A 20,565-nucleotide genomic window follows, 5' to 3' on the forward strand; every position below is an offset into this window, starting at 1 on the left:
TTTCGAGTTGATGCCGCTCCTCCATTTTCCTTGTCGCGAGCCATTCTTCATTTGCAACCTGGTCGTCGACTCGCTCGCCGACCCTGATGTACGCTTGGGCACGGTCGCGTGCGTCTCGGTTGTCTCAACAGGAAGAAACTTGGTGAGTACATTCGCTGCCTGCCTGTAGGACATAACGCTTCCCAGCCGTGCCGTCGGTTCCATCAGCTCAGGCGTCGCCCGATCGGGGCAGATTTCCTTCAGTGGCGCGAACGCACCCACCATGCCTGGATAGCAATCGCTGCACACCATCCAGCGGGGATTGCGAATCCTCCCTGTGCCAAAGACGGTTCTGATGCGGAGTTCGTGCGCACCCCAGAAAAATTACCGGTCTCCCGCTGCGGCCCGTCGCCTTCGCGCGGAAGACGGCCTCGTTGGCATCGGAACCGGAATGGCCGAACCAGACCTTGTTGTCGCCCGACCCCGGAAAGGCGGCGAGCAGTTTTTCCGCAAGCGCCGTTGCCGGTCCGTTGGCGGCGGAGAGAACGCTGGCACCGGCGGGATTTGCCGCAGCACCGGAGATCGCCTCGACAAGCGCCGGGTGACCATAGCCGAGGCTTGCCGCGCCCCAGGCGCCGGAGAGGTCGATCAATTCACGGCCGTTCTCCTCCACAACCCGTGCGCCGCGCCCGCCGGCAATGGCGAGCGGGAAGAAGCGCAGCTTCTGCAGGGTGGCGATCGCCGCCCTGTCTCTTTCGTAGAGCCCAGTCACCGAACTTCCCCGATGCTCGCCTTCAGACAGCGGGTGAGCCGCTCGCCCCAAGCGGCGACGCCCGCATCCGTGTCGATCAGGTCATGGCGAACTTCGACCAGAACGCCGGGAAGTCCGCGCGCATCCGCGTGAACCGGCACGGTATAATCCTCGTCGGGATGGATGTTGTAGGGCTCGTTGTCGCCGATCGTCAGTTGGGGCTCGCTTGCGAGCTCGCGGATCAGCGAGCCGGCAAAGTCGACCGCATCGCGATAGAGGATGCCGGCCTGCCAGGGACGCGGCTTGCCGAAATAGACGGGCGTGAAGCTATGGATGCCGACGACGAAGGGTCGCTTGCCCTGGCCTTCCAGCCGGTCGAGGCGGCGGCTGACGGCGTCAGCGAAAGGCCGAAACAGCGTATCGATCCGCTGCTGCCGTTCTTCCTCGCTCAGGCCTCGATTGGCCGGGATCTCCGTTGTCTCGCTGATCTCGGGGATCATCGAGGGTGCGGAAAACGGTCGGTTGCAGTCAATCACCAGCCTTGAATAGTTGGTGAAGAACAGCGGCGCGTCGAGGCTGAGGCTTAAATGCTGCGCCAGCGCCATGGCGCCGATGTCCCAGGCGATGTGGCGCTGGCGCTCGTGCAGCGGCAGCCCCATGTCGCCGAGCGCGCGCGGCATCCGGTTCGAGGCGTGCTCGCACAGAAGCAGGATCGGTGAGGTACCGTCCGGATTGAAGACCGCATAGGGTGGCAGTTCGTCGATCGCCAGCAACGGCGCGCTCGGGTCGTGTCGCGCGCCGCGTTCGGGGCTCTTGATGGCCGTTGTCGAGGTCATGATGTGCCCGTCCGTCAATCAGTAGACCGCCGCATAGCGGGCGCACAGTTCGTCCGGGGAGAGGGCCTCGGACGATCTCGATCTCCTTGCGCTTCATCGCCATGTAGCAGGCAAGGAAATCGCTCGAAAACCAGCCGGTGACGACGGGATCGGCGGTGAGCGTGTCGAGCGCTTCCGGCAGGCTTGCAGGCAGGCGGCGAATGCCGAGCTTCTTCTGCTCTTCCTCCGAGAAATCGGAGGGGTCGGAGTTGATCAAGGGCGGCTGTTCGAGCCCGGCCCTGATGCCTTCGAGGCCGGCCTTCAAAAGCACCGCCAGCGACAGATGCGGGCTGGCGCAGGCGTCGGCGGCGCGATACTCCATGTTGAACTGCTTGGCCGGATTGCTGCCGGGCAGATCCAGCGTCGGGCAAATGCGGAGCGTCGCCTCGCGGTTCTTTTCGCCGAGGCAGGTGTAAGCGGCGCTCCAATGGTGCGGTACGAGCCGCATGTAGGAGAGCACCGAAGTTTGAGAAAAGGTCCGGTGGCCAGTTCCTTCTCGCGCCTTGTTCCACCAATGCGTCGCGCCTATCCATAGGTCGGGCCGCCGGCGGGCCAGGCGAGGCTAGGTTGGGGGAGTGAATTCCGGCAACCGGGTAATGGCTTTAGCGCGTTGACGCCTCCGTCGGCGCGAGCCGCCGGTCGGCCCTGCTGCCAATCAATGGTAGGCCCGAGCTCGGAAGAGATCGGGCCTTTCGGCGATGTGAGAAGTCGAGTTCCGCCGCTACGGCATCATAGTGCGATAACGCTCAAGTTCGCGCTTGACCTGATCCGGCGTGTAGGGGTCTGCATTTTCGTCAAACTGGGACCAGCCCTCTTGGGCATAAATGCGCCTGCGGGCGGAAAGATCAACGCGGTCTCGTTGTTGCAAAATGGCTTCTGCTTTGAGTGCCAGGCTGTCGTCTACCCTTGCCGTTACCAACGTGCCTCCGCGGCGAACGCCCTCGGCATAAACATGGGCGTCGTCTTCCTTGACTCCGGAGTCCGTCAGCGCGCCGATGATGCCTCCCGCCGCGCCGCCAGCGACCGCACCAGCCGCAGCGCCAGCAGCGGTGGATGCGAGCCATCCGGCGGCGACGACGGGTCCCACTCCGGGAATGGCCATGAGGCCGAGCCCTGTGAGAAGCCCGACCACGCCACCGCCAGCAGCCCCAAGTCCAGCGCCAGCGCCGGCACCTTCGGCTGCGCCAGAGCTATCGGCTGAGTACCGATCACCCGCGTTGTTGGCGACAATGCTGATATCATCGGACGGCACGCCAGCCGCTTCCAGATCGCTCACGGCGTTGCGAGCTGCGTTATAATCGTCAAAGAGACCTGTCACGGTTCTCATATTCATTCTCCCTTGGTTTAGAGGAACGAGGGCTTATTGGGCTGTTACGTTGCCCTGGTAATCCAGTGCGACGGAAACGGATTTGCCGTCCTTCATTGCAATCGCCTGCCACACACCCTTGTCGTCGAGCTTCAGTCCACTGACATCGGTGTATCCGGCTTCTTCAATCCGTTTCTTGGCTTGGGCTTCCGTAAAGCTGTTAGCGCCCGCAACGGGCGCGGTCGGATTCTGTGAGTCGGGTGTTGCAATCGCTGGTGTGTTTCCCTGCGGAGAAGGTGTCGTCTGCGCGAGCGACGCCGTGGCCACAGCGCTCATCAGCGCTGCCGCAATAATGGTCCTGTTTTTCATGTCGTTACCTCTACCGAAGATCGGGTTTAATCCCGACCCGCCCAACCACTCGGGCGCGATTTGGTTCCGTTCCGCCTTTCACGCCGTCGGCAGCACGGCGCCGCCTTCGGGTTTCGACGAGCGCCTGGTTCGTGGTAATCGGTGGACCCTGCCTTTTCGCCGGCGGTCATGTTGTTCGCGTGCTTCCAAACTGGCGGGAAGCAATCCGACCGTGCACCTTTTGGTTCAAGCCCGTCAGCATCTTTGGCTTGTTCTCGATGACGAGTACGGCAGTTCACTTGTGTTGCACATACCGCCCAGCCACTCACGCCATTTCCGGTGGTGCGTGGTTGAGAAAAAGTGGCGAACCGCGGTGAAACCTGCATCACTCGTGATCGCGATCGCGGCAAGCATCGCCGCGGTACTCAGGAGCGCCGAGGGCGTAGTCGGCCGTGGGGTTATTGCGATTATAAGCGGGCGGTCAATCATGAAGGAATTCACCGCGCCCTTGCTCAAGACTAGCGGTTGGGAGGCAGAATGGCAGCAGCCGGTCGTGGGTGTTGCGGACTTTTGATCGGCTGGCGTATTTGCGTTCGTCAACGCAACTTTGATCGAGGCGCTTGACCTGCCAGAGCGAGCTTTCGCAGCATCTCCAGCAATCGTAACGAGGACAGGGAACTGCGCTGTATCAACCAGGTTCTTACCTCGGTTCAATCGTTCCTAGGTAGAGCGCATGAAATCCGAGAGGTGGATCCATCTTTGTGTCGATATGCAGCGCATGTTCGAGGAGGAAACACCCTGGCAGGCGAAGTGGATGGGAAAGATCGCCGATCAGGTGATCGAGGTTGCCACCCGGTTTCCGGAACGCACGATTTTTACTCGCTTCGTCCCGCCGCATTCATCTGAAGAGATGCCGGGAATGTGGCGCCAGTACTACGAAAAGTGGCCGATGATGACCGCGACCCGGATGGATCCGGGCCTGATTGATCTGATCCACCCACTGCATCTGCTTGTGCCGCCCGCTCGCATTCTCGACAAGCGTACCTATTCACCTTGGATGAGCGGAAGGTTGGAAAGTGTGCTGACGCATCAGAACATCGAAACAGTCATCATCACCGGTGGCGAGACTGACGTCTGTGTCATGGCCACGGTCTTGGGTGCGATCGATCTCGGTTATAAAGTAATCCTTTTGAAGGACAGCGTTTACAGCTCGCTCGATGAAACACACGATGCTTCGCTTCAGCTTCTCGGCAATCGCTTCTCAGTTCAACTCGAGTTCGCAACTGCTGAGGAATGGCTGGCTGCGACACCTGGGCGGTGACAGAGCGGGACGTGGCCGGGCGAAACCCACCGCCCAAATTGTAGCCAAGCTCGTTTACTGGAGCAGGTCTTTAAGTCGATCGGCAAAACGGCATGTGGCGAAAAATGCGACGCCATCGAGGGTCTGATCAAGGAGGCAGACGGGTTGATGAAAGAGGCTGAAGGGACCGCGTTCCAGCCGGTCTTCTGGCCGCTTGCCAAGCTGTCGCGCACTACGAGATCGCCCGCTATGGTTCGCTTCGTGAATGGCTAAAGACCTAAAGACCTCGGCCATGGTGAGGCGCACAAGCTCCGGCAGGCAGATCGGCAAAACTGGTTGTCAGAACGATTACAAGTTGGAAGCCAAGCAACGCTTGGACGCCGGGCAGTATGACTCGCGCTTCAGTCAACACGTAGTTGATCTTTGCGGCGCTCGACGTTTTCTCGTTCGAAGTTGACACGGCTACATCTCCCTCCGGGTTCCTAAGCACCCATGGTCCGTACCAGAGGCCAATAGCGGCGAGGCCTCCGATAAAACCCATTACCGCCCCGGTGGGCGATCCAAGACTCAGGTTCCCGGCAACATAAAGGTCAAGGCTGAGCGCAAGGGCAAACGGCGCAAGTGTGATCATAGCAATTTGAGTTACAAAACGGTTGAAAGCCGGCGTGGCTTCCCCTCGCTCCACTATCCGATGGCGAGCGCTCGGCGTGATCAGCAGTGCGACGACGAGTAAAGGACAACGATCTCCGTCGCCTTTTCAGGCGGAATCGCGAAAACCCGTCCTGGAATGGCGCATGCAACTGAAATCCGAGCAGAATTTTGGGCACCCAGCATTAACATCCGGGATTCATCGAGAGCTATTTTCGTCTTTTCGGCAAGAGACATGTGACGCCCGACCGACATCAAGTTTTCCATCACCTTCCACTGCTACACCGGGAGCCCTCGTCTTCGGGGCGACCGTGCCATCTGACCTATAATGCGCAGTTCTGCCGAAGGGTCGCTGTTGAACTACGCAAATTCCCTAGATGGGGGCCGCTCGAGTAGCTCCGTCTTGCTCGTCAGCTTCCGCTTCGAGCCGCTCGACGGTGGCCGCGATGTGCTCCGGCTGTTCGTGCTCGAGGCCGACTACCTCGTTCCGGGGCTCATGCATTGACACGATGATTTCGTCGAGCTTGGCTTGGATTGCTGCCGTATCGCGGTAGCCTTGGATCAAAACGATGCTGGTGATCACGATCGCTGCGACCGACAGAGCATAGGTGATGACGTTTGTGAAGCCGAAGGGCACCAGTGCAGTGCAGCCAGCCATCGCCAGGATCACGAAGTAAAAGCCGGGAGGACGAGACAGAAAATCAGCCATTCGAAAAAGATAGTGATTCACCACCAGTTCTCCGTAACTCGCGCCAAGGCAGATATTGTTCGCATCCAGTCCATAAGCACAGTTTCAATCACCCTTGGTCTTGCCCACATCCGATGGTTTGCCGCGGTGCGGGTCCCTCAGGTTCTCACCAACGGAACGTGGATAGTTGGGTACCGCTTGCCCTCGCCATTTTCGGCTGGAGAGCCTTTCGCCCGTCCTGGATCTCTGCGGCGAGATTATCAAGGTATTCGAGCGCTTCGTGAGTCGCGATCAAAGACGTCATACGTCGTCCCTGCCGGCACGTGTCAGATCGTTTCTGGCTTCCTCCAGGACGGCATGGATGAATCGGTTGGGATCCTGGCTGTGATCTGCCGCCCACCGCAACAATTCGCATACCAGCCTTTCGTTAACGCGCATTGCCGTGACGGCATGGCTCAACATGAGGTTAATCTTCTGGGCCTTCTCAGTTTTGATCCTGCGAGCCATTGGTGCCTTCCTGTTCTGTTTCTGCGCATGTCTGCCGACCGGTCCAAAGTCCAAGGGCGATGCAAAGTCGCGTGGCCAGTTCCGCTCACTCAAGTTTCCTCACTCCCCATACAATGACCGGCGCTTTCAAGGTCTTGCAAGCTGATCGGGGAGGGGCGTCATCATAGCGACCACGTTGTCGATGGCTCATGTCCCGGTATCGGGAGGTTCGGCGCGCCCTGTCGGAATAGAGCTGCTAGTGGCGGAAACCGGGTCACTGGCAGGGAACGAACTCTCCAGACCTTCGTCAAGCTGCTCTTCAAGCGTGCCGGTATCCTTCGCGCTACGAGCACTTCGCAAAGATTCAACCGCCGGAGATCCCCCCGCATCAGACGCGGTGGCAATTTCGGCGTTTCCCTTTTCGAAGGCGGCCACCTGCACCATCATGGCCTTCGCCTTTGCCACAGCCTTATCGACGCCAAGATCGCTCGAGCTTTGCAGACGAACGGAAATCACATCACCGCCTTCCGCGACCCATTCGACGGTCATTACGCCACCTGGATCAGATAACACCTGTTGCCCGACTATGTTCATGGCTGCTGCCTCCATTGACGACCAACCTAGAACCCGCTGCAAAATCGGTTGTTCCAAGATGGCAGGGCGAAAACGGATGGCCGCCGGATCAGAGGCCATCCATTACACGCTCCGAACGAATCCCAGATCGCTTGCGGGGGCACCAACATCAGCAGATTGAGATTGTTCTCGACAGTCCGGAATTCGCCTAGCCCGCCTATCTTGTTTCGTCAGCAGAGGTTGACGAGTCGATGTTGGATAGCATTCGCGCAGGACTGGGTGGCCGCATTTAATGCCGGCCGCTGAAGCGAAGCGGAATTAATTCTGGCACTTCATGGATAGGAGTCGCCGGGCTCCGTCCTGGTGCCTGCTCGGGCACTCAGCAAGACTGTGACCACGAGTTCGCGAACTTGCCTGCTTATACTGGGCGGGCCGCTGGCAAAAAGCACGGTGGTGCGCGTACCGGTGTCCAATGCCGGACATGCGTTCTACATGCTGCTGCTCACTTATACCTCCCGGGTTTTGCGTCCAGACCGAGCATTGCACGGCAGCGAACATTGCGCGCGCCCAAACTTTTTGGCCGTACCAACGTTTTACCTCCTCAATCAAAGGAGGTTCCAATGAAATCCGAAACTGGTCACAAGCAGCGCGAAATCCAGAAGCAGGTGGAAGAGGCCGACAAAAAGCGAAAGCCGAAGAGTTCGGGAGCCATGCAGGCGGGCGCTCGCCGTTATCCAGAGCCACCGTTTCCAAAGGTTCATCAGGACAAGCCAGGCTCAGAGGCCGATCTTCCTCTCGCGCCCATGTGTGACGCCCCGTTTTACAAGGGCTCAGACAAGCTGAAGGACAAGGTAGCACTTATCACTGGGGGCGACTCCGGCATTGGTCGGTCGGTGGCGATACTCTTCGCTCGTGAAGGGGCAGACGTCGCAATCGTGCATCTCGCCGAAACTCAGGACGCAGATGACACCAGGGTTGCTGTTGAGAAGGAGGGACGCAAGTGCCTTGTGATCAGAGGCGACGTCAAGGACGCGAGCTTTTGCCGAAGTGCAGTGGAAAAGACGGTGATGCAGCTTGGCCGCCTCGACATCCTCGTCAACAACGCCGCCTTCCAGCTTCACACGCAGGACATCGAGGACCTTACCGACGAGCACTTTGACGAAACGCTGAAAACAAACCTCTATGGATACTTCTACATGGCAAAGGCCGCTATTCCTCATTTGAGGAACGGCTCGGCAATCATCAACACAGGGTCTGTCACGGGCCTCACTGGCTCGAAGGAGCTTCTCGACTACTCCATGACCAAGGGCGGCATTCATGCCTTCACTCGTGCTCTTTCGGGACATCTCGTGCCTAAAGGTATTCGCGTGAACGCCGTTGCTCCTGGCCCGGTCTGGACACCGCTCAATCCTTCGGACAAAGAGGCTGAAGATGTCGAGAAGTTCGGCTCCGATACGCCAATGAAGCGTGCTGCACAGCCGGAGGAAATTGCTCCGGCCTACGTCTTTCTCGCCTCTTCGCAGATGTCGAGCTACATCACCGGCGAGATTCTCCCGATCGTCGGCGGTTACTGATGTCTTCTTGGGATGTCTTTCCACACGAGCCTTCGACTTGATGAAACATGCGAGGGAGCGGCTGCTGCGTCAGGAACTAACTCGGCATCAGGGCCGTTTCGATAGACCGAAGCTAGCAAGTTCAACTAGGCACGCATTATGGCGCCCCGCTCATTCTGGAAAGGCTACCTGAAACTGTCGCTCGTCACCTGCCCGGTGGCGATGACGCCAGCGACCACTGAGAATGAAAAGGTTCGTTTTCACACGCTTAACCGGAAGACCAACAATCGCGTTGTCAGCCAGTACGTCGATGCGGTTAGCGGAAAACCTGTCAACGAAGATGACGAAGTCAAAGGCTACCAACGTGGCGAGGACGATTTCGTGCTTTTGGAGGACGACGAGCTCGAGGCCGTCGGGCTGGAAAGCACACGTACCATCGACATCGATATGTTCGTAGAGGCCGACAGCATTCGTTGGATCTGGTACGACAAGCCTCACTATCTCGTTCCCGACGACCCTGTCGGTGAAGAGGCCTTCTCGGTGATCCGCGATGCGATGGCCTCAACAGGCACAGTCGGGATCTCTAGGCTCGTCCTGTATCGCCGCGAGCGCGCTGTGATGCTCGAGCCGAGAGGCAAGGGGATTATTCTTTGGACGCTCCGATATGGCGACGAGGTCAGGCAACCGGAAGAGTTCTTCCGCAACATCGATGACGGCGAAAACGATCCTGAACTAATGCGGCTGGTGACGACGCTAATCGAAGAACGCAGCAAGCCGTGGCACCCCGACATGGTGAGTGATCCCGTCCAAGCCCGTCTCCTAGAGATCATCTCCGCCAAGAAGAAGGGCCGCAAACGGCCGGCAAAGGCAAAGGCAGAAGAGGACCATCCGAGCAACGTGGTCGATATCATGGACGTGCTTCGCAAGAGCATCAGCTCGGAAAAGACGAAAAAGACGAAAGGTCAGTAGGAGATCACGGAGATCCGTCGGGCTCCGAGACTCGATACTTGAAGCGGTCGCGGATACGCGCGTTGAAGAAGCGGCCCTTCGAGAAGGCCCTTCTGAACGCGGCATAGATCTCGACAGGTACATCCTCGTAATCGTACCGCTTGTCGTTGGTCAGAAGCCAAACTGAGAGCGTCCGCGTCTCGGGATCGTAGTCTGTTTTCTTTATCAGATGCGACGGCATTTGCTTCACCGATCGCTTACCCGCGTCCCGCGGTCAGGTAGCTTTTCTTCGTCTGATCTTCGGCTGCGTCAGTTGAACGGCAGCCGCGCGAAAATCCCCCCACGGGTCGGTGCTCAACGATGCAAGCCGCGCCGGTGTGTTCTCCACCGTGAAGTAGGCCGGTCCGATGCCGGGTGTCAGTTCATCCCAGGAGAGCGGCATCGATACGGCAGCCCCCGGTCGCGCTCTCGTCGAATAGGCTGCAACGGCGGTCGCTCCGCGTTGATTTCTGAGATAGTCGACCAGGATTTTGCCGCGGCGCTTCGATTTGGTGATCGTCGACACGAAGCGATCGGGGGCGTCGGAGGCCATCGCGTCGGCAATCGACTTGGTGAAGGCTTTGATCAAGGGCCATTCTGCCTTTAGCTTAAGCGGGGCAACCACGTGAAGCCCCTTGCCGCCGGATGTCTTGACGAAGGGCACAAGACCGGCCGCCTTGAGCCGGTCTGCCGTCTCGAAAGCGGCCTCGATAACCGCTTCGAATGGCACGTCTTCGCCAGGATCAAGGTCCATGATGATTGTGTCCGGCCTTTCCCAGTCGGCCACCGTCGAACCCCAAGGGTGGATTTCGAGAACGGCCGACTGGACGAGCGCGGTCAGACCATCGAGGTCTCGAATGCTTAAGAGCTGTTCGTCGGATGGCTCCTTCGGATCATTGACTAGCACGATGTTGGCGTTCAGGCCCTTCCAAGCATGTTTTTGGAAAAACTGCTCGCCGGCAATTCCGGTCGGACATCGGACCAACGCCAGGGGTCGCCCGACGATGTGCGGCGCAATGAAGCGCCAGATCTCGGCATAGTAATCGGCGAGACCCTCTTTCGTCACCCCCTCATCCGGCCAGTAGAGCCGGTCCGGATGCGTGAGCGTGACGGTTCGGCGCTGAAGTTTGGGCTGAGCAGTCCCAAACTTGGTCGCCTCCCGCACGATGTCACGGGCAAGCTTGTCTTCTCGCACACCCCTGAATGACGCGTGGCGCAGATGTCCGTCGGCGGTCCAGGCCCTGAACTCGATCTCGGCGACGATCTCGGGCCTTACATACCGGACTTGGCGCGCGTCGTCCGCGCTAAGCCGCGCTCCAAACGGGCTTTCCGTCGTCCTCAATCGCTCAAGCCTTTTGAATAGGTCCTCGGCAAACGCCGCAGTGAACCCCGTGCCAACACGGCCGACATGATAAAGCTTGCCGCCATCGTAGACACCGAGCACCAGCGAGCCGATCGCCTTTCGCGATATTGTCGAGGGCACGTAGCCGGCCACCACGAACTCCTGGCGTGCCGAGCACTTGGATTTCACCCAGCTTTTGTTCCGGCCCGTTCGATAAGGCGCGTCGCGCAGCTTCGAGACGACACCTTCAAGGCTCAGTCTGCAGGCGTGACGCAGCACCAGCTTGCCTTCCTCCTCGAAATGACTGCTGAAACGGATGATCCCGTCGCTTTCGCCGATCATCTGGCCAAGCAGCTCTTTGCGTTTGAACAGGGGCAGGGTACGCAGATCGTAACCATCGAGATGAAGCAGGTCGAACACGTAAAACCGAAAGCGATCGCTGCGGCCTTCGCTCAAGTCCGCTTGCAAGGCTGAGAAGTCTGACGCGCCGGAACCGGTTTCGACGACAACCTCACCGTCGAACAGCACCTTTGCGACTGGCAATGCCTGTAATGCCGAGACCAGCGCCTTTCCGAATTTCTTCGTCCAGTCGAGCCCGCCGCGGGTGAGAAGCCTGACGCGGCCGGCTTCGATCCGCGCCTGCAGCCTGTAGCCATCGAACTTGATTTCGTGGAGCCAGCGTTCACCGGCCGGAGCGGATGAGACAAGCGTGGCCAATGCGGGCTCGACGAAATCCGGCAACGGGGCGGGCTTGGCACCCTTGATCCTGGCGGGATCGGGAAGGTTGGCAGCGGCTTGGCGCTCCTCTTCTCGCGACGCGGTCTTTGTCGTGGCGCGGGCCTTCTTACGTATCCTGCCGGTCTTCGATGACCAGCCCGGCTCTTCGCCGGCCAGATCCTTGATTTCGCGACCGGTCAGAACCGACTCCGGTCGCTCCTCGAGAATGTCGGGATCATGCTCTGAGCGCGCCGCCTCGTCGTCCCCCTTGATCAGCAGCCAGTTTTCCCGTTTCTCGCGCGGCTTCCCGGCCATCCGAACCAAATGCCATCGCCCGCCAAGCTTTTCGCCGTTAAGTTCGAAGTCAAGATGCCCCTTGGAGTAACCTCGATGCGCATCGCCGATCGGCGACCAGGTGCCGCGATCCCAAAGGATCACGGTTCCGCCGCCATATTCACCCTTCGGGATCGTACCCTCGAAATCTCCATATTCGAGAGGATGGTCCTCGACGTGAACGGCCAGGCGTTTCTCACCGGGAACGAGGCTCGGACCCTTGGTGACCGCCCAGCTTTTCAGAACCCCGTCCATCTCCAGCCGGAAGTCGTAGTGGAGGCGTGTGGCGTCGTGCTTCTGGACAACGAAGCTGTTGCCCGAGCGGCGCGCCTTGCGGCCCTTCGGTTCAGGAGTCGTCCCGAAATTGCGCTTCTGTCGATAGACCTCGAGAGCCATGGCTCAGCTCGCCTTGCGCCGCGATGAAGCTTCCTTCGGCTTCGCCGCGCGGCCCGCTTTCTTCTTGGTTTGGGTGGCCGCCTTGGCTTTCTTGGCCTGGACGCCGGCGCTCTGCCGCAATGCCTCCATCAGATCCACGACCTTTTCGCGCTTCGGCTCCTGGCGCGGCTCGATCTTCTTGCCCTCGAGTTTCGCCTTGACCAGCTCGGCAAGCGCCTCCTCGTAACGATCGTAGAACTTTGCCGGATCGAACTTGCCTCGCTTCGTCTTGATGATGTGCTCGGCAAGCTCCAGCATCTCCCCCTCGATCTTCAGGTGCGGCACTTCATCGAACGCGTCTTCGGCCGAGCGAACCTCGTAATCGAAGTTCAATGTCGTCGCGATTAGCCCGTCCTCGTACGCGCGGATCAGAAGCGTGCGCACACGCCGAAACAACACAGCTCGAGCAATGGCGGCGACTTTCTTCTTTCGCATGCCTTCGCGAACCAGAGTGAAGGCGTCTTCTGCGTGACTCTTGGTGGGAGCGAGATAGTAGGGCTTGTCGAAGTAAACGTCATCGATATCACCGCAGGCGATGAAAGCGGAGACTGACAAGGTCTTGTCGCTTTCCGGGACGGCCGCGGCGATCTCGTCGGGCTCAAGCACGACGTAATCGCCAGATCCGACCTCATACCCCTTGACCTGATCATCCTTTTCGACCGGCTTTCCCGTTTCACTGTCGACGAATTGTCGGTAAACGCGATGGCCGGTCGCACGGTTGATGGTATGGAAGGCAATTCGTCCCGAGGTCGATGCTGCTGTGTAAAGCGCCACCGGACAGCTCACTTCTGCGACTTTCAGGTAGCCCTTCCAATTAGCTCTCGGCGCCACAATGCGGCCTCACTCTCGCAAAAATGCGCGGTATAGCGCGCGCAACATCCTCGATGATCGGGAACGTCGATGCAAAAGGGTTTGTTCCGCTCGTAAACGTGATGTCGCGCGGCGGGTAACAAAGCGGGAACAGACCTTAGCCAGCTTAACTCATTAGATTCATGGTGTAGCTCCATCGGGCGCTACATCTTTCCCGCATCTTAGGAGCCAACTGGATACGCACCTTGCCCCATCGGTGAGCGGGGCGTTTTCATTGAGCTCCTTAGCAGCCCGTTATATCCCGTCCTTCACTGGGGTTGGCGTCTTTCTTGGTGAGACCGGGCGGGCAATCTTTGTTCGGGACCTCGTCCTGCGCTTCCCCGGCGGCGCTGTTGTCATTGCTCTTCACACTGCCAGTGGTCTCGTCGGAATACGACTTGTTCTCCTGTTGCTCCACCTTGCAATTGGGGCTACCCGGCTTGCATTTTTCCGTATTCATCGAAAGCTGGTCCCCGGTGGCGCTCGTTCCGGTCTGCGCGGAGGCAGTCAGGCTGGCCGCCGAGAAAAGAGCTGCCGCTAAGACAGCGGATACGAGTTTCATGTCTAAACTCCATTTGTTGTTTCCAAGCGGTCTCTTGCGCTTGGCCAATCCAACGAACCTCTCGCTTCCGGAAATGTTCCCCTTCGGACTAGGCTGCGCATGGAGCGTGCCGCGAGAGCGGTCTCCAGTAGCCAACCTTGCCACTGTGCCTGGAGCGGCCCGACGAGCCCGCCCGACCAGCCGCGCACGACGGCTCCCCAAAGCGCGGCCAATGCATGAAATGCCGCCAGACCATCTTATCGAACGCGTCCAGACCTTTCGCCACCTCCTCATCCGACAGCGCCAATATTCCTTCAGCATGTGGATGCGAGCGCACCGCGCCCTTCCCGAAGATCATCAGATTGCGCGTGAGGATAATCGCACCCTCGACCGTGATGCCGATCGGGCCCATCTGAGCTGGAGGTAATTCCTGTTGATGATCGCCTTGCCGCGGTGGATGTCCATCGCCATTGCAACGCAATCGCGCATCCGCTCAGTTGCATGGAGCTTCATGACGGCCGAAATCACTGACGACCGGTGCCCTCGTCGAGAGCGGCGACGCTGAGCCGCCTTGTGGCATCGATCAGGTAAATGTTTGCGGCGACGTCGGCAAGCGTCTTCCGAATGCCCTCGAAAAATACTGATCGGCATATCGAACTGAGGTCCTGGCCCGCGTATAGGCGCCGGTGGCGCGCGAATGGCCGAACCAAATCCGTCGTCGAGAGTTTGAGCTTCACGGTGTGTGAACGCAGGAGGATACTCGATGGACTGGAACCGCGTCGAAGGAAACTGGAAGCAGGTCAAAGGCAAAATCAAGGAGCAGTGGGGTCTGCTTACCGACGACGACCTCGACCAAATCGCCGGCAATCGCGAACAGCTCGAAGGCAAGATTCAGGAGCGCTATGGCATCGAGAAGGACCGCATTCGGCGCGACATCGATGATTGGTACGAGCGCCAGACCTGGAATTGGTAAATTCCGGCGTCGCCTACTCAAAGGAACCCCGCTTCGGCGGGGTTTCTTGGTGTGGGCCCAGCAGTTTCTATTGCAGCGCATCGGGTCGGCCAACATGACCAATGCGCCTTTCACCGGTTGGCCGAGTCGCAGCAAAACAGAGGGCCGGCGCGCCTCGACGCCATCGATCAGCGGCTCAAAACCACCCCACATTCGGGTGCATACCGCGCCGGCGGAACTGACCGCGCGATTGTGGCGGCGACCTCCGAGCTGCGGAACTGAGTGCTCTCTCGACGGTTTCGCGAAACCGAGGGAAAAACGAAAGAAGCAACCAATGCCCAAGTGGAAGGAAATGGAGCGGGACGACCCTACCGCGCAGCGCGGAGACTTCCGGAAGTTCGTGCGGTTGGACTGGCAGTGGCACCGACCGCTGCGCTGCTGTCCCGGAGGCGACGGAATCGCCCGGCCGCACCGTGCGCACACGAGTGCTCATTGTTAGCCCGGAACTGATTTTTCATGACGGGGTTATGTGGTCTTCACGACGATCAGGAGGACCTAACGATGGCAGAGAAAAACCTCGAGATGCTGTTCTACGACCACCTCAGGGACATCTATTATGCCGAACGCCAGATCTTGAAGGCATTGCCAAAGATGGCGAGGGCAGCTCAAGGTGCTGACTGCAAGGCTGCTTTCGAGAAGCATAAGGAACAGACCGAGACGCACGTAGAGCGACTACAGCAAGTCTTTGATATCATCGGCAAACGTGCCCAAGGAAAAACATGTGAAGCCATTCACGGTATCATCACCGAAGGGGAGGAGATCGCTGAAGAGTACAAGGGCTCACCTGCCCTGGATGCAGGGCTGATCTCCGCAGCGCAAGCGGTCGAACATTACGAGATAGCGCAGTATGGCACCTTGAAAACTTGGGCTACCCAGCTCGGGCTGAAAGAAGCGGTTTCTCTGCTCGATGCCACGCTGCAGGAAGAGGGAGCGACCGACAAGGCATTAACGAAGCTTGCCGTGGCCGCCGCAAATCCGAAGGCAAAGGCGGCTTGAGCGCCCACTACTTCTCGCCGAAGTTGCCGGTGCCACACACAGCTGCGGCTCATGCGGCTGCCGGACCTTTCGGCGAAGTTGCGCCCTTTGCGGCAGGGCGATAAGGTCACGGATGAATTGCTCGTACGCGTCCGGAGACTGAAGAAGTAGGCCTTGACGTGCGATTGAGAGGCTTGCGCACGATAGGAGAGCGCCACAGCATCGGCGTACACTGCCCTCCTATATTAGGCGAAAGCGTGACTTGTCTTGCAGCCGCCGGCCCCAGCGACTCCGCAGCAATCGCGAAATATGAGCCGATCTGGCGCACTGGCCACTTCCCCAGCGGCGGTGATGCAGCGACAGCCAAATTCTGCGTGATCCGGAACCATCGTGCTCGCCAGCTATTGTTGCGCGAAAGGAGAAAGCCGATGACAACAGATATCCTAAACGCCACATTTTACGTGCTGGTACAGGACGATCCCGCTAACCCTGCCGATGCAATTCCCGTCAGCTTTGAAGAGGCTTTCAAAGAGGCTGAAAAGCTCACGGCCAGCGGCCGCACGTTTCAAATTCTTTACACGGAGGACGCAACCCAGAATCAACTCACCCGCTTTGCTGAGGCTGGCATCAGAACGCGCTTTGCTCCGCAAGGGTAGGCTTGATTAGCCGCGCCAGCGCGTGAGCCCTCGCGGCTAGCAAAACCACGGAATAATATCGGCGGGTTCCTGTCTAACTTTAACGCGGAGAAAATACCTTCCGTCCAAAGGACATCCGATGATTACCGGAATCCCGCGACTGTCACCGGCGCGGCACCAGCTTGCGAGAAGCCGCTCGAGATTCGAGAAACTGCACGTGTAGCCGCGCTGTTTGATATCGAGCCTTGAAGACGAAGTGACACTGAACAGGAAGCCGACAAGGTGTGATTTCCGGGGCATGGATTGTCGTCCCAGCTGTGTGCCATTGTGGAGGTCCTAATGAAAGTACTGCGCGACAACAGCCTGACGATCGTTTTGCTGCTGGCGACGCTCGGCACGCTGACAGGTATGCTCTTTACGGGTCTTCGTGTCTACAACGACGAACTGGCGGAACATGGCGGGCAAACTGTAACGCTTGCTCCATACCTTCTAAGCGGTCACTTCCTATCCGCCTTGTTTGAGAACTGGGAGTCCGAGTTCTTGCAGATGAGTGCTTATGTGGTACTTACAGCCTTCCTCTTCCAGCGCGGCTCGGCGGAATCAAATGACCCCGACCAACCTTCCCAGGAAGAAGACTCTGGTCTCGACCAAGACGATCCCGCAGCACCTCTGCCCGTAAGGACGGGCGGGATGGCAAGGTCACTTTATTCCTATTCACTCGGTTGGATACTGTTCCTGCTCTTCATGCTGAGCTTTCCAATGCATCTGCGTGAGAGCGCGTCTGCGCAGGCCGTCGAGGCAATGCTGCATGGCCAACAAGCACCCACGATTGGCGAACACCTCTTCAGTGCCAAGCTGTGGTTTGAGTCTTTTCAGAACTGGCAATCGGAATTCCTGTCGACAGCAGTTCTCGTCGTCCTGTCGATTTTCCTGCGGTTCCGAGGCTCCCCCGAGTCAAAGTCGGTTTCTGATCCTCACTCCAAAACAGGTGCCTAGACAGGTTAGAAACCGAGAACCCCATCCGTGGCTCTGCCAGGATCTCGCCTGGCATTTAACTAAACGCCGAGGAATCCCGGCTACAGGGCTGTCGTTGCCACGGCGATGAACGGTCCATGTCCACCGGATCGCTTCTTCCTAAATCTTCGCCGGGTCAGCAACAACCGCTCGAGATTGCAAACGGCGCTATCTAGAAGGCGATCTTTCCCTGCATGAACGCAAGCGCGAGAAACACGATGAAGATTGCAACGACGATAAAGATGATAAAGAAGAGAATTCTGGCAATGCCAGCCGGGGCGGCACTGGGGCCGGCGCTGACGGGGCCCTAGGGGTGACGGCCGTCAAGGAAGCCGGCGGGATCGTGCTGGTGCAGGACCGAACGACGCCGAGTATGCCTCCATGCCGAAGCGCCATCGATACCGAGGCGGCGGATTTCGTATTGCCGCTTCCACAGATTGCCGACCGGCTTGCAGAATTGCTGGCGCTGCGCGACCAACTTCCGGCGACCTATGTTCGTTCCGGGGACGAGGATTTTCTTGGCAGGATTCTCGCACATACAGGTGCGCACCGGCCATGATTTCTCGCAGTATAAGCGGGCGACGATCCTGCGTCGAATTGCGCGGCGCGCCCAGGTCACGCGCAAGGAGACGCTTGCAGAATACTATGCCCATCTGCGCGAAACGCCCGGAGGAATCCCAAGCGCTTTTTAGTGACTTCTTGATCTCGGTCACCATGTTCTTCCGCGATCAGGCTGCATTCCAGTCCTTGGCCCAGAACGCAATCCATCAATCCGAACTGGAACGGAACCACCGTTCACCGGTTAGACCTCCCAAAAGGAGGAGGTCATGAACCAGCTGATCTATCTTGTAGGCCTTGTCGTAATCGTCATCGCGATCCTGTCTTTCTTCGGATTGCATTAGATCGTTGGCATCGCCGGTTAAGTCACCGCAGCCACACCGGCACGTCGCACGGACCTGTCATTTCAGGGCGCCCAGCTTTGAAGCCAAGCATCTCCCATGTATAGCGCTGTGCAGCATCACAAGCGGCGTCTCGATCTATATGGGTCTGGCCAAAAGACGATGGAGAGCGAAATCGTCAAGGAAGCCCTCGAAGTCGCTGGTGGCCCAAAAAAACGGATGTTGCGCTCAATCTCTCTTCCGAGAGGAATTTTGGAATGAAGGCCGTCTGCGAAACCCCAGGTGTCGCCCGGTCAAATATCGCTGCGCGTGCCACAGCTCCCTTTCCAGAGCCAGAGGACGCCCACCGCTCCCGGATCGGGAACTGGTGAACGTAAGTCGTGACTTGAAGGTCGCCTCGTGGCACCGCGCACCGAGCCACGCAGCCTTTTTCTCAGGTTACGTTTCCAGGATATGTCGAGGATGGATTATGCCATGGGCGAGCCACCGCCCCTGCCGTGGAAGCGGACCGTTGCATCGGCCCTCTGCACTTGGCGGATGCGGAGCAGTGGACAGCGATAGGCAGGTCCCTTGGTATGACTGGCACAATTTTGAATTCGCGTTGCCGTTCAGAGGAACAGGAAGGACCGTTGCTGGTTCTGAGCCCGTTCAAGCAAGAGCCGCCAATAAGGAGGACCTATCGATGGCACAGGACCGCTACGAACGCGAAGAACGTTATGGGCGCCGCTACGGCAACTCGCGCCCGGATGATTATGGCCTCCAACGGCGTGGATATTTCAGGAGCCGCCCCTATGGGGACAGCGACTACCAGTTTTCCGATTACGATCGGGGTGCCCCCTCCGATTGGCGCACCGATGATCTCGATTATCCGTCATATGGGCGCTCCAGCCTCTATGGTGACCAAGATCGCTATGGCCAGGATCGCTATGGCTCAGAGCGTGGCCGCTATGAGCCCCGGCGCGAAGATCGCTATGGGCGCGAGCGCCGCTTCATGGACCGTGCCGGCGATGAAATCGCGTCCCTGGTTTGGCGATGAGGAGGCCGCTTCGCGGCGCAGAGCCGACCAGTTCCGCGGTAAGGGTCCGAAGGGCTATACTCGCGCCGATGAGCGCATCGAAGAAGACGTGAACGATCGTCTGACCGACGACCCGTGGCTTGATGCTTCGGACATCGACGTTTCCGTCGCGAGCGGCGAAGTGACGCTGTCGGGCGAGGTGTCGAGCCGATCGGACAAGCGACGGGCTGAGGATTGCGTCGAGATGGTCTCCGGTGTAACGCACGTTCAGAACAATCTGCGCGTGCGTTCATCGACCACCGCCGGAACGCAGGACGAAGTGGTTTGAGGGGCCGTATTAGGTCTGACCGTTTGCACCCCCTTCCGCAAGGGTGCGCGTATGTAGGGGTTCGACGAATCGATACCGTTCACGATTCCTGCCACGTCGTCGTGACGCACATTGATGACACCCTCAAGTCCCATGCCTTGCCGCGGCGACATGATTTCGCGCGCGTATGTCGGACTGACGACAGTGATCGCATGCGCCGACATAAGGCCTGCTTTGAGATAGCTGATGTCGCGGTGGTAAGGCGGCGACAAAAGTCTCGCATTGCCATTGCCACAGACGAGGAACGGCTGGATTCGCCGAATCTTTTGTTTGGCGAGGTATCTGCATGCTGGTGTTTTAGCGAATTTTTGTTATCCGGACCGGGTTTGAAGTTTAACCGCGGTTTTCAAGTCGTCGACAAAATCCCTGCGTTGGCGCGCAGCAGTTTCCCGATCGCGGATTCGTAAGAGATAAGACGGGTGTATCGTCACAAGCAGCCAGAAGCCACGACCGATATCAATTGGCCTTCCCCGATCTCTCGTCACTTTCACGGCAGCGCCAAGCAGCGTTCTTGCCGCCGTGGCGCCTAATGCCACAACGACGTCCGGTCGGATTTGCTCGAGCTCGGCGCCCAGCCACCAGGCACAGCGCTGCACTTCACCGGCGTTCGGTCTCGAATGCAGCCGGCGTTTGCCGCGTTGCTCATATTTGAAGTGTTTAACGGCGTTCGTCAGATAACAATCCTTCCGCTCGACTCCAGCCTCCCGGAGACATTCGGTCAAAACGGTTCCAGCTGGTCCAACGAAGGGGCGCCCTGCAACGTCCTCCTTGTCACCGGGTTGTTCGCCAACGAGAACGAGTTTGGCGACATGCGCGGCGACAATCAAGGTGAGACTCAGCGTCAATCAGGATGAGACTCGGCGGCGGGGGTGTGACGAAGGGAGGGCGTAGCCCGACCGGAGTTACACCCCCCGCCGCGGCGCAATTTTTAGGCGTC

General features: G+C 58.8%; 22 protein-coding genes and 5 pseudogenes. 13 read left to right on the forward strand and 14 right to left on the reverse strand.

Annotated features, from left to right (window positions below; translation table 11 throughout):
* Window positions 1-208: 208 nt before the first annotated feature.
* From AC0C6X_RS29460 to AC0C6X_RS29480, 5 genes and pseudogenes are all read right to left on the reverse strand, one after another.
* The gene (locus tag AC0C6X_RS29460) at window positions 209-751 is read right to left on the reverse strand and encodes an aminotransferase class III-fold pyridoxal phosphate-dependent enzyme (protein ID WP_472956578.1); all 543 of its coding nucleotides are present in this window, start codon (window positions 749-751) and stop codon (window positions 209-211) included.
* Window positions 748-1,566, reverse strand: a complete 819-nt coding sequence (locus AC0C6X_RS29465) for an N-formylglutamate amidohydrolase (RefSeq protein WP_472956579.1) — start codon at window positions 1,564-1,566, stop codon at window positions 748-750. The genes AC0C6X_RS29460 and AC0C6X_RS29465 overlap by 4 nt, the downstream gene beginning before the upstream one ends.
* A 130-nt stretch (window positions 1,567-1,696) precedes the next feature.
* Window positions 1,697-2,053: pseudogene (locus AC0C6X_RS29470) on the reverse strand (glutamine synthetase); the annotation flags it as partial.
* A gap of 273 nt (window positions 2,054-2,326) precedes the next feature.
* Window positions 2,327-2,932, reverse strand: a complete 606-nt coding sequence (locus tag AC0C6X_RS29475; RefSeq protein WP_173519246.1) for a general stress protein — start codon at window positions 2,930-2,932, stop codon at window positions 2,327-2,329.
* 33 nt (window positions 2,933-2,965) lie between these two features.
* The gene (locus AC0C6X_RS29480) at window positions 2,966-3,280 is read right to left on the reverse strand and encodes a PepSY domain-containing protein (RefSeq protein ID WP_173519245.1); all 315 of its coding nucleotides are present in this window, start codon (window positions 3,278-3,280) and stop codon (window positions 2,966-2,968) included.
* On the opposite strand from AC0C6X_RS29480, the gene AC0C6X_RS29485 reads away from it, so the two are divergent.
* From AC0C6X_RS29485 to AC0C6X_RS29495, 3 genes and pseudogenes are all read left to right on the forward strand, one after another.
* Window positions 3,264-3,833, forward strand: coding sequence for a hypothetical protein (locus AC0C6X_RS29485; RefSeq protein ID WP_472956582.1), 570 nt, complete (start codon window positions 3,264-3,266; stop codon window positions 3,831-3,833). The two genes, AC0C6X_RS29480 and AC0C6X_RS29485, sit on opposite strands and share 17 nt — an antisense overlap.
* 159 nt (window positions 3,834-3,992) lie before the next feature.
* Window positions 3,993-4,580 (forward strand): cysteine hydrolase family protein, encoded by a 588-nt coding sequence (locus tag AC0C6X_RS29490; protein ID WP_173519244.1) that lies wholly within the window; start codon window positions 3,993-3,995, stop codon window positions 4,578-4,580.
* A 51-nt stretch (window positions 4,581-4,631) separates the two neighbouring features.
* Window positions 4,632-4,871, forward strand: a pseudogene (locus AC0C6X_RS29495) (DUF892 family protein); the annotation flags it as partial.
* 709 nt (window positions 4,872-5,580) lie between these two features.
* On the opposite strand, the gene AC0C6X_RS29500 reads toward AC0C6X_RS29495, so the two are convergent.
* The 3 genes from AC0C6X_RS29500 to AC0C6X_RS29510 all read right to left on the reverse strand — a co-directional run bounded on the left by AC0C6X_RS29500 (window position 5,581) and on the right by AC0C6X_RS29510 (window position 7,074).
* Window positions 5,581-5,937, reverse strand: coding sequence for a low affinity iron permease family protein (locus tag AC0C6X_RS29500; protein WP_173519243.1), 357 nt, complete (start codon window positions 5,935-5,937; stop codon window positions 5,581-5,583).
* 258 nt (window positions 5,938-6,195) lie between these two features.
* Window positions 6,196-6,402 (reverse strand): hypothetical protein, encoded by a 207-nt coding sequence (locus AC0C6X_RS29505; protein WP_472956583.1) that lies wholly within the window; start codon window positions 6,400-6,402, stop codon window positions 6,196-6,198.
* Window positions 6,403-6,588: 186 nt separating this feature from the next.
* A complete protein-coding gene (locus tag AC0C6X_RS29510; RefSeq protein WP_246304521.1) occupies window positions 6,589-7,074 on the reverse strand; it encodes a hypothetical protein in 486 nt (161 codons plus the stop codon).
* Between the two features lie 500 nt (window positions 7,075-7,574).
* Between AC0C6X_RS29510 and AC0C6X_RS29515 the strand changes: the two genes are divergently transcribed.
* Window positions 7,575-8,528, forward strand: a complete 954-nt coding sequence (locus AC0C6X_RS29515) for an SDR family oxidoreductase (protein WP_472956585.1) — start codon at window positions 7,575-7,577, stop codon at window positions 8,526-8,528.
* Between the two features lie 138 nt (window positions 8,529-8,666).
* Window positions 8,667-9,476 (forward strand): non-homologous end joining protein Ku, encoded by an 810-nt coding sequence (gene ku / locus AC0C6X_RS29520; RefSeq protein ID WP_472956586.1) that lies wholly within the window; start codon window positions 8,667-8,669, stop codon window positions 9,474-9,476.
* Window positions 9,477-9,480: 4 nt separating this feature from the next.
* On the opposite strand, the gene AC0C6X_RS29525 is transcribed toward ku (AC0C6X_RS29520), so the two are convergent.
* From AC0C6X_RS29525 to AC0C6X_RS29540, 4 genes are all read right to left on the reverse strand, one after another.
* The gene (locus tag AC0C6X_RS29525; protein ID WP_173519239.1) at window positions 9,481-9,696 is read right to left on the reverse strand and encodes a KTSC domain-containing protein; all 216 of its coding nucleotides are present in this window, start codon (window positions 9,694-9,696) and stop codon (window positions 9,481-9,483) included.
* Window positions 9,697-9,729: 33 nt separating this feature from the next.
* Window positions 9,730-12,282, reverse strand: a complete 2,553-nt coding sequence (gene ligD, locus AC0C6X_RS29530) for a DNA ligase D (protein ID WP_173519238.1) — start codon at window positions 12,280-12,282, stop codon at window positions 9,730-9,732.
* Window positions 12,283-12,285: 3 nt separating this feature from the next.
* Entirely contained in the window at window positions 12,286-13,152 is an 867-nt protein-coding gene (gene ku, locus AC0C6X_RS29535; RefSeq protein ID WP_173519237.1) for a non-homologous end joining protein Ku, read from the reverse strand.
* A 262-nt stretch (window positions 13,153-13,414) separates the two neighbouring features.
* Complete coding sequence (locus AC0C6X_RS29540; protein ID WP_472956589.1) at window positions 13,415-13,732, reverse strand: hypothetical protein; 318 nt, start codon at window positions 13,730-13,732, stop codon at window positions 13,415-13,417.
* A 742-nt stretch (window positions 13,733-14,474) separates the two neighbouring features.
* Here AC0C6X_RS29540 and AC0C6X_RS29545 point away from each other — a divergent pair.
* The 8 genes and pseudogenes from AC0C6X_RS29545 (at window position 14,475) to AC0C6X_RS29580 (ending at window position 19,589) form a co-directional block, all read left to right on the forward strand.
* Entirely contained in the window at window positions 14,475-14,684 is a 210-nt protein-coding gene (locus AC0C6X_RS29545) for a CsbD family protein (RefSeq protein WP_173519234.1), read from the forward strand.
* 540 nt (window positions 14,685-15,224) lie between these two features.
* On the forward strand, window positions 15,225-15,719 hold the full coding sequence (locus tag AC0C6X_RS29550; protein WP_173519233.1) for a YciE/YciF ferroxidase family protein: 495 nt from the start codon (window positions 15,225-15,227) through the stop codon (window positions 15,717-15,719).
* Between the two features lie 407 nt (window positions 15,720-16,126).
* Window positions 16,127-16,354 (forward strand): hypothetical protein, encoded by a 228-nt coding sequence (locus AC0C6X_RS29555; protein ID WP_173519232.1) that lies wholly within the window; start codon window positions 16,127-16,129, stop codon window positions 16,352-16,354.
* A 318-nt stretch (window positions 16,355-16,672) separates the two neighbouring features.
* Entirely contained in the window at window positions 16,673-17,329 is a 657-nt protein-coding gene (locus AC0C6X_RS29560) for a DUF6766 family protein (protein ID WP_472956590.1), read from the forward strand.
* A gap of 331 nt (window positions 17,330-17,660) precedes the next feature.
* The gene (locus tag AC0C6X_RS29565; protein ID WP_376741691.1) at window positions 17,661-17,906 is read left to right on the forward strand and encodes a chemotaxis protein CheB; all 246 of its coding nucleotides are present in this window, start codon (window positions 17,661-17,663) and stop codon (window positions 17,904-17,906) included.
* A complete protein-coding gene (locus AC0C6X_RS29570) occupies window positions 17,839-18,039 on the forward strand; it encodes a hypothetical protein (RefSeq protein ID WP_376741690.1) in 201 nt (66 codons plus the stop codon). Before AC0C6X_RS29565 ends, AC0C6X_RS29570 begins: the two co-directional genes overlap by 68 nt.
* Before the next feature lie 357 nt (window positions 18,040-18,396).
* Window positions 18,397-18,616, forward strand: a pseudogene (locus tag AC0C6X_RS29575) (IS3 family transposase); the annotation flags it as partial.
* Between the two features lie 312 nt (window positions 18,617-18,928).
* Window positions 18,929-19,589: pseudogene (locus AC0C6X_RS29580) on the forward strand (BON domain-containing protein).
* 32 nt (window positions 19,590-19,621) lie between these two features.
* On the opposite strand, the pseudogene AC0C6X_RS29585 reads toward AC0C6X_RS29580, so the two are convergent.
* A pseudogene (locus AC0C6X_RS29585) lies at window positions 19,622-19,828 on the reverse strand (glycogen/starch synthase); the annotation flags it as partial.
* A gap of 111 nt (window positions 19,829-19,939) precedes the next feature.
* On the reverse strand, window positions 19,940-20,473 hold the full coding sequence (locus AC0C6X_RS29590; protein WP_472956592.1) for a UdgX family uracil-DNA binding protein: 534 nt from the start codon (window positions 20,471-20,473) through the stop codon (window positions 19,940-19,942).
* Window positions 20,474-20,565: the final 92 nt, after the last annotated feature.

Source organism: Ensifer sp. VA4, from assembly GCF_055710065.1.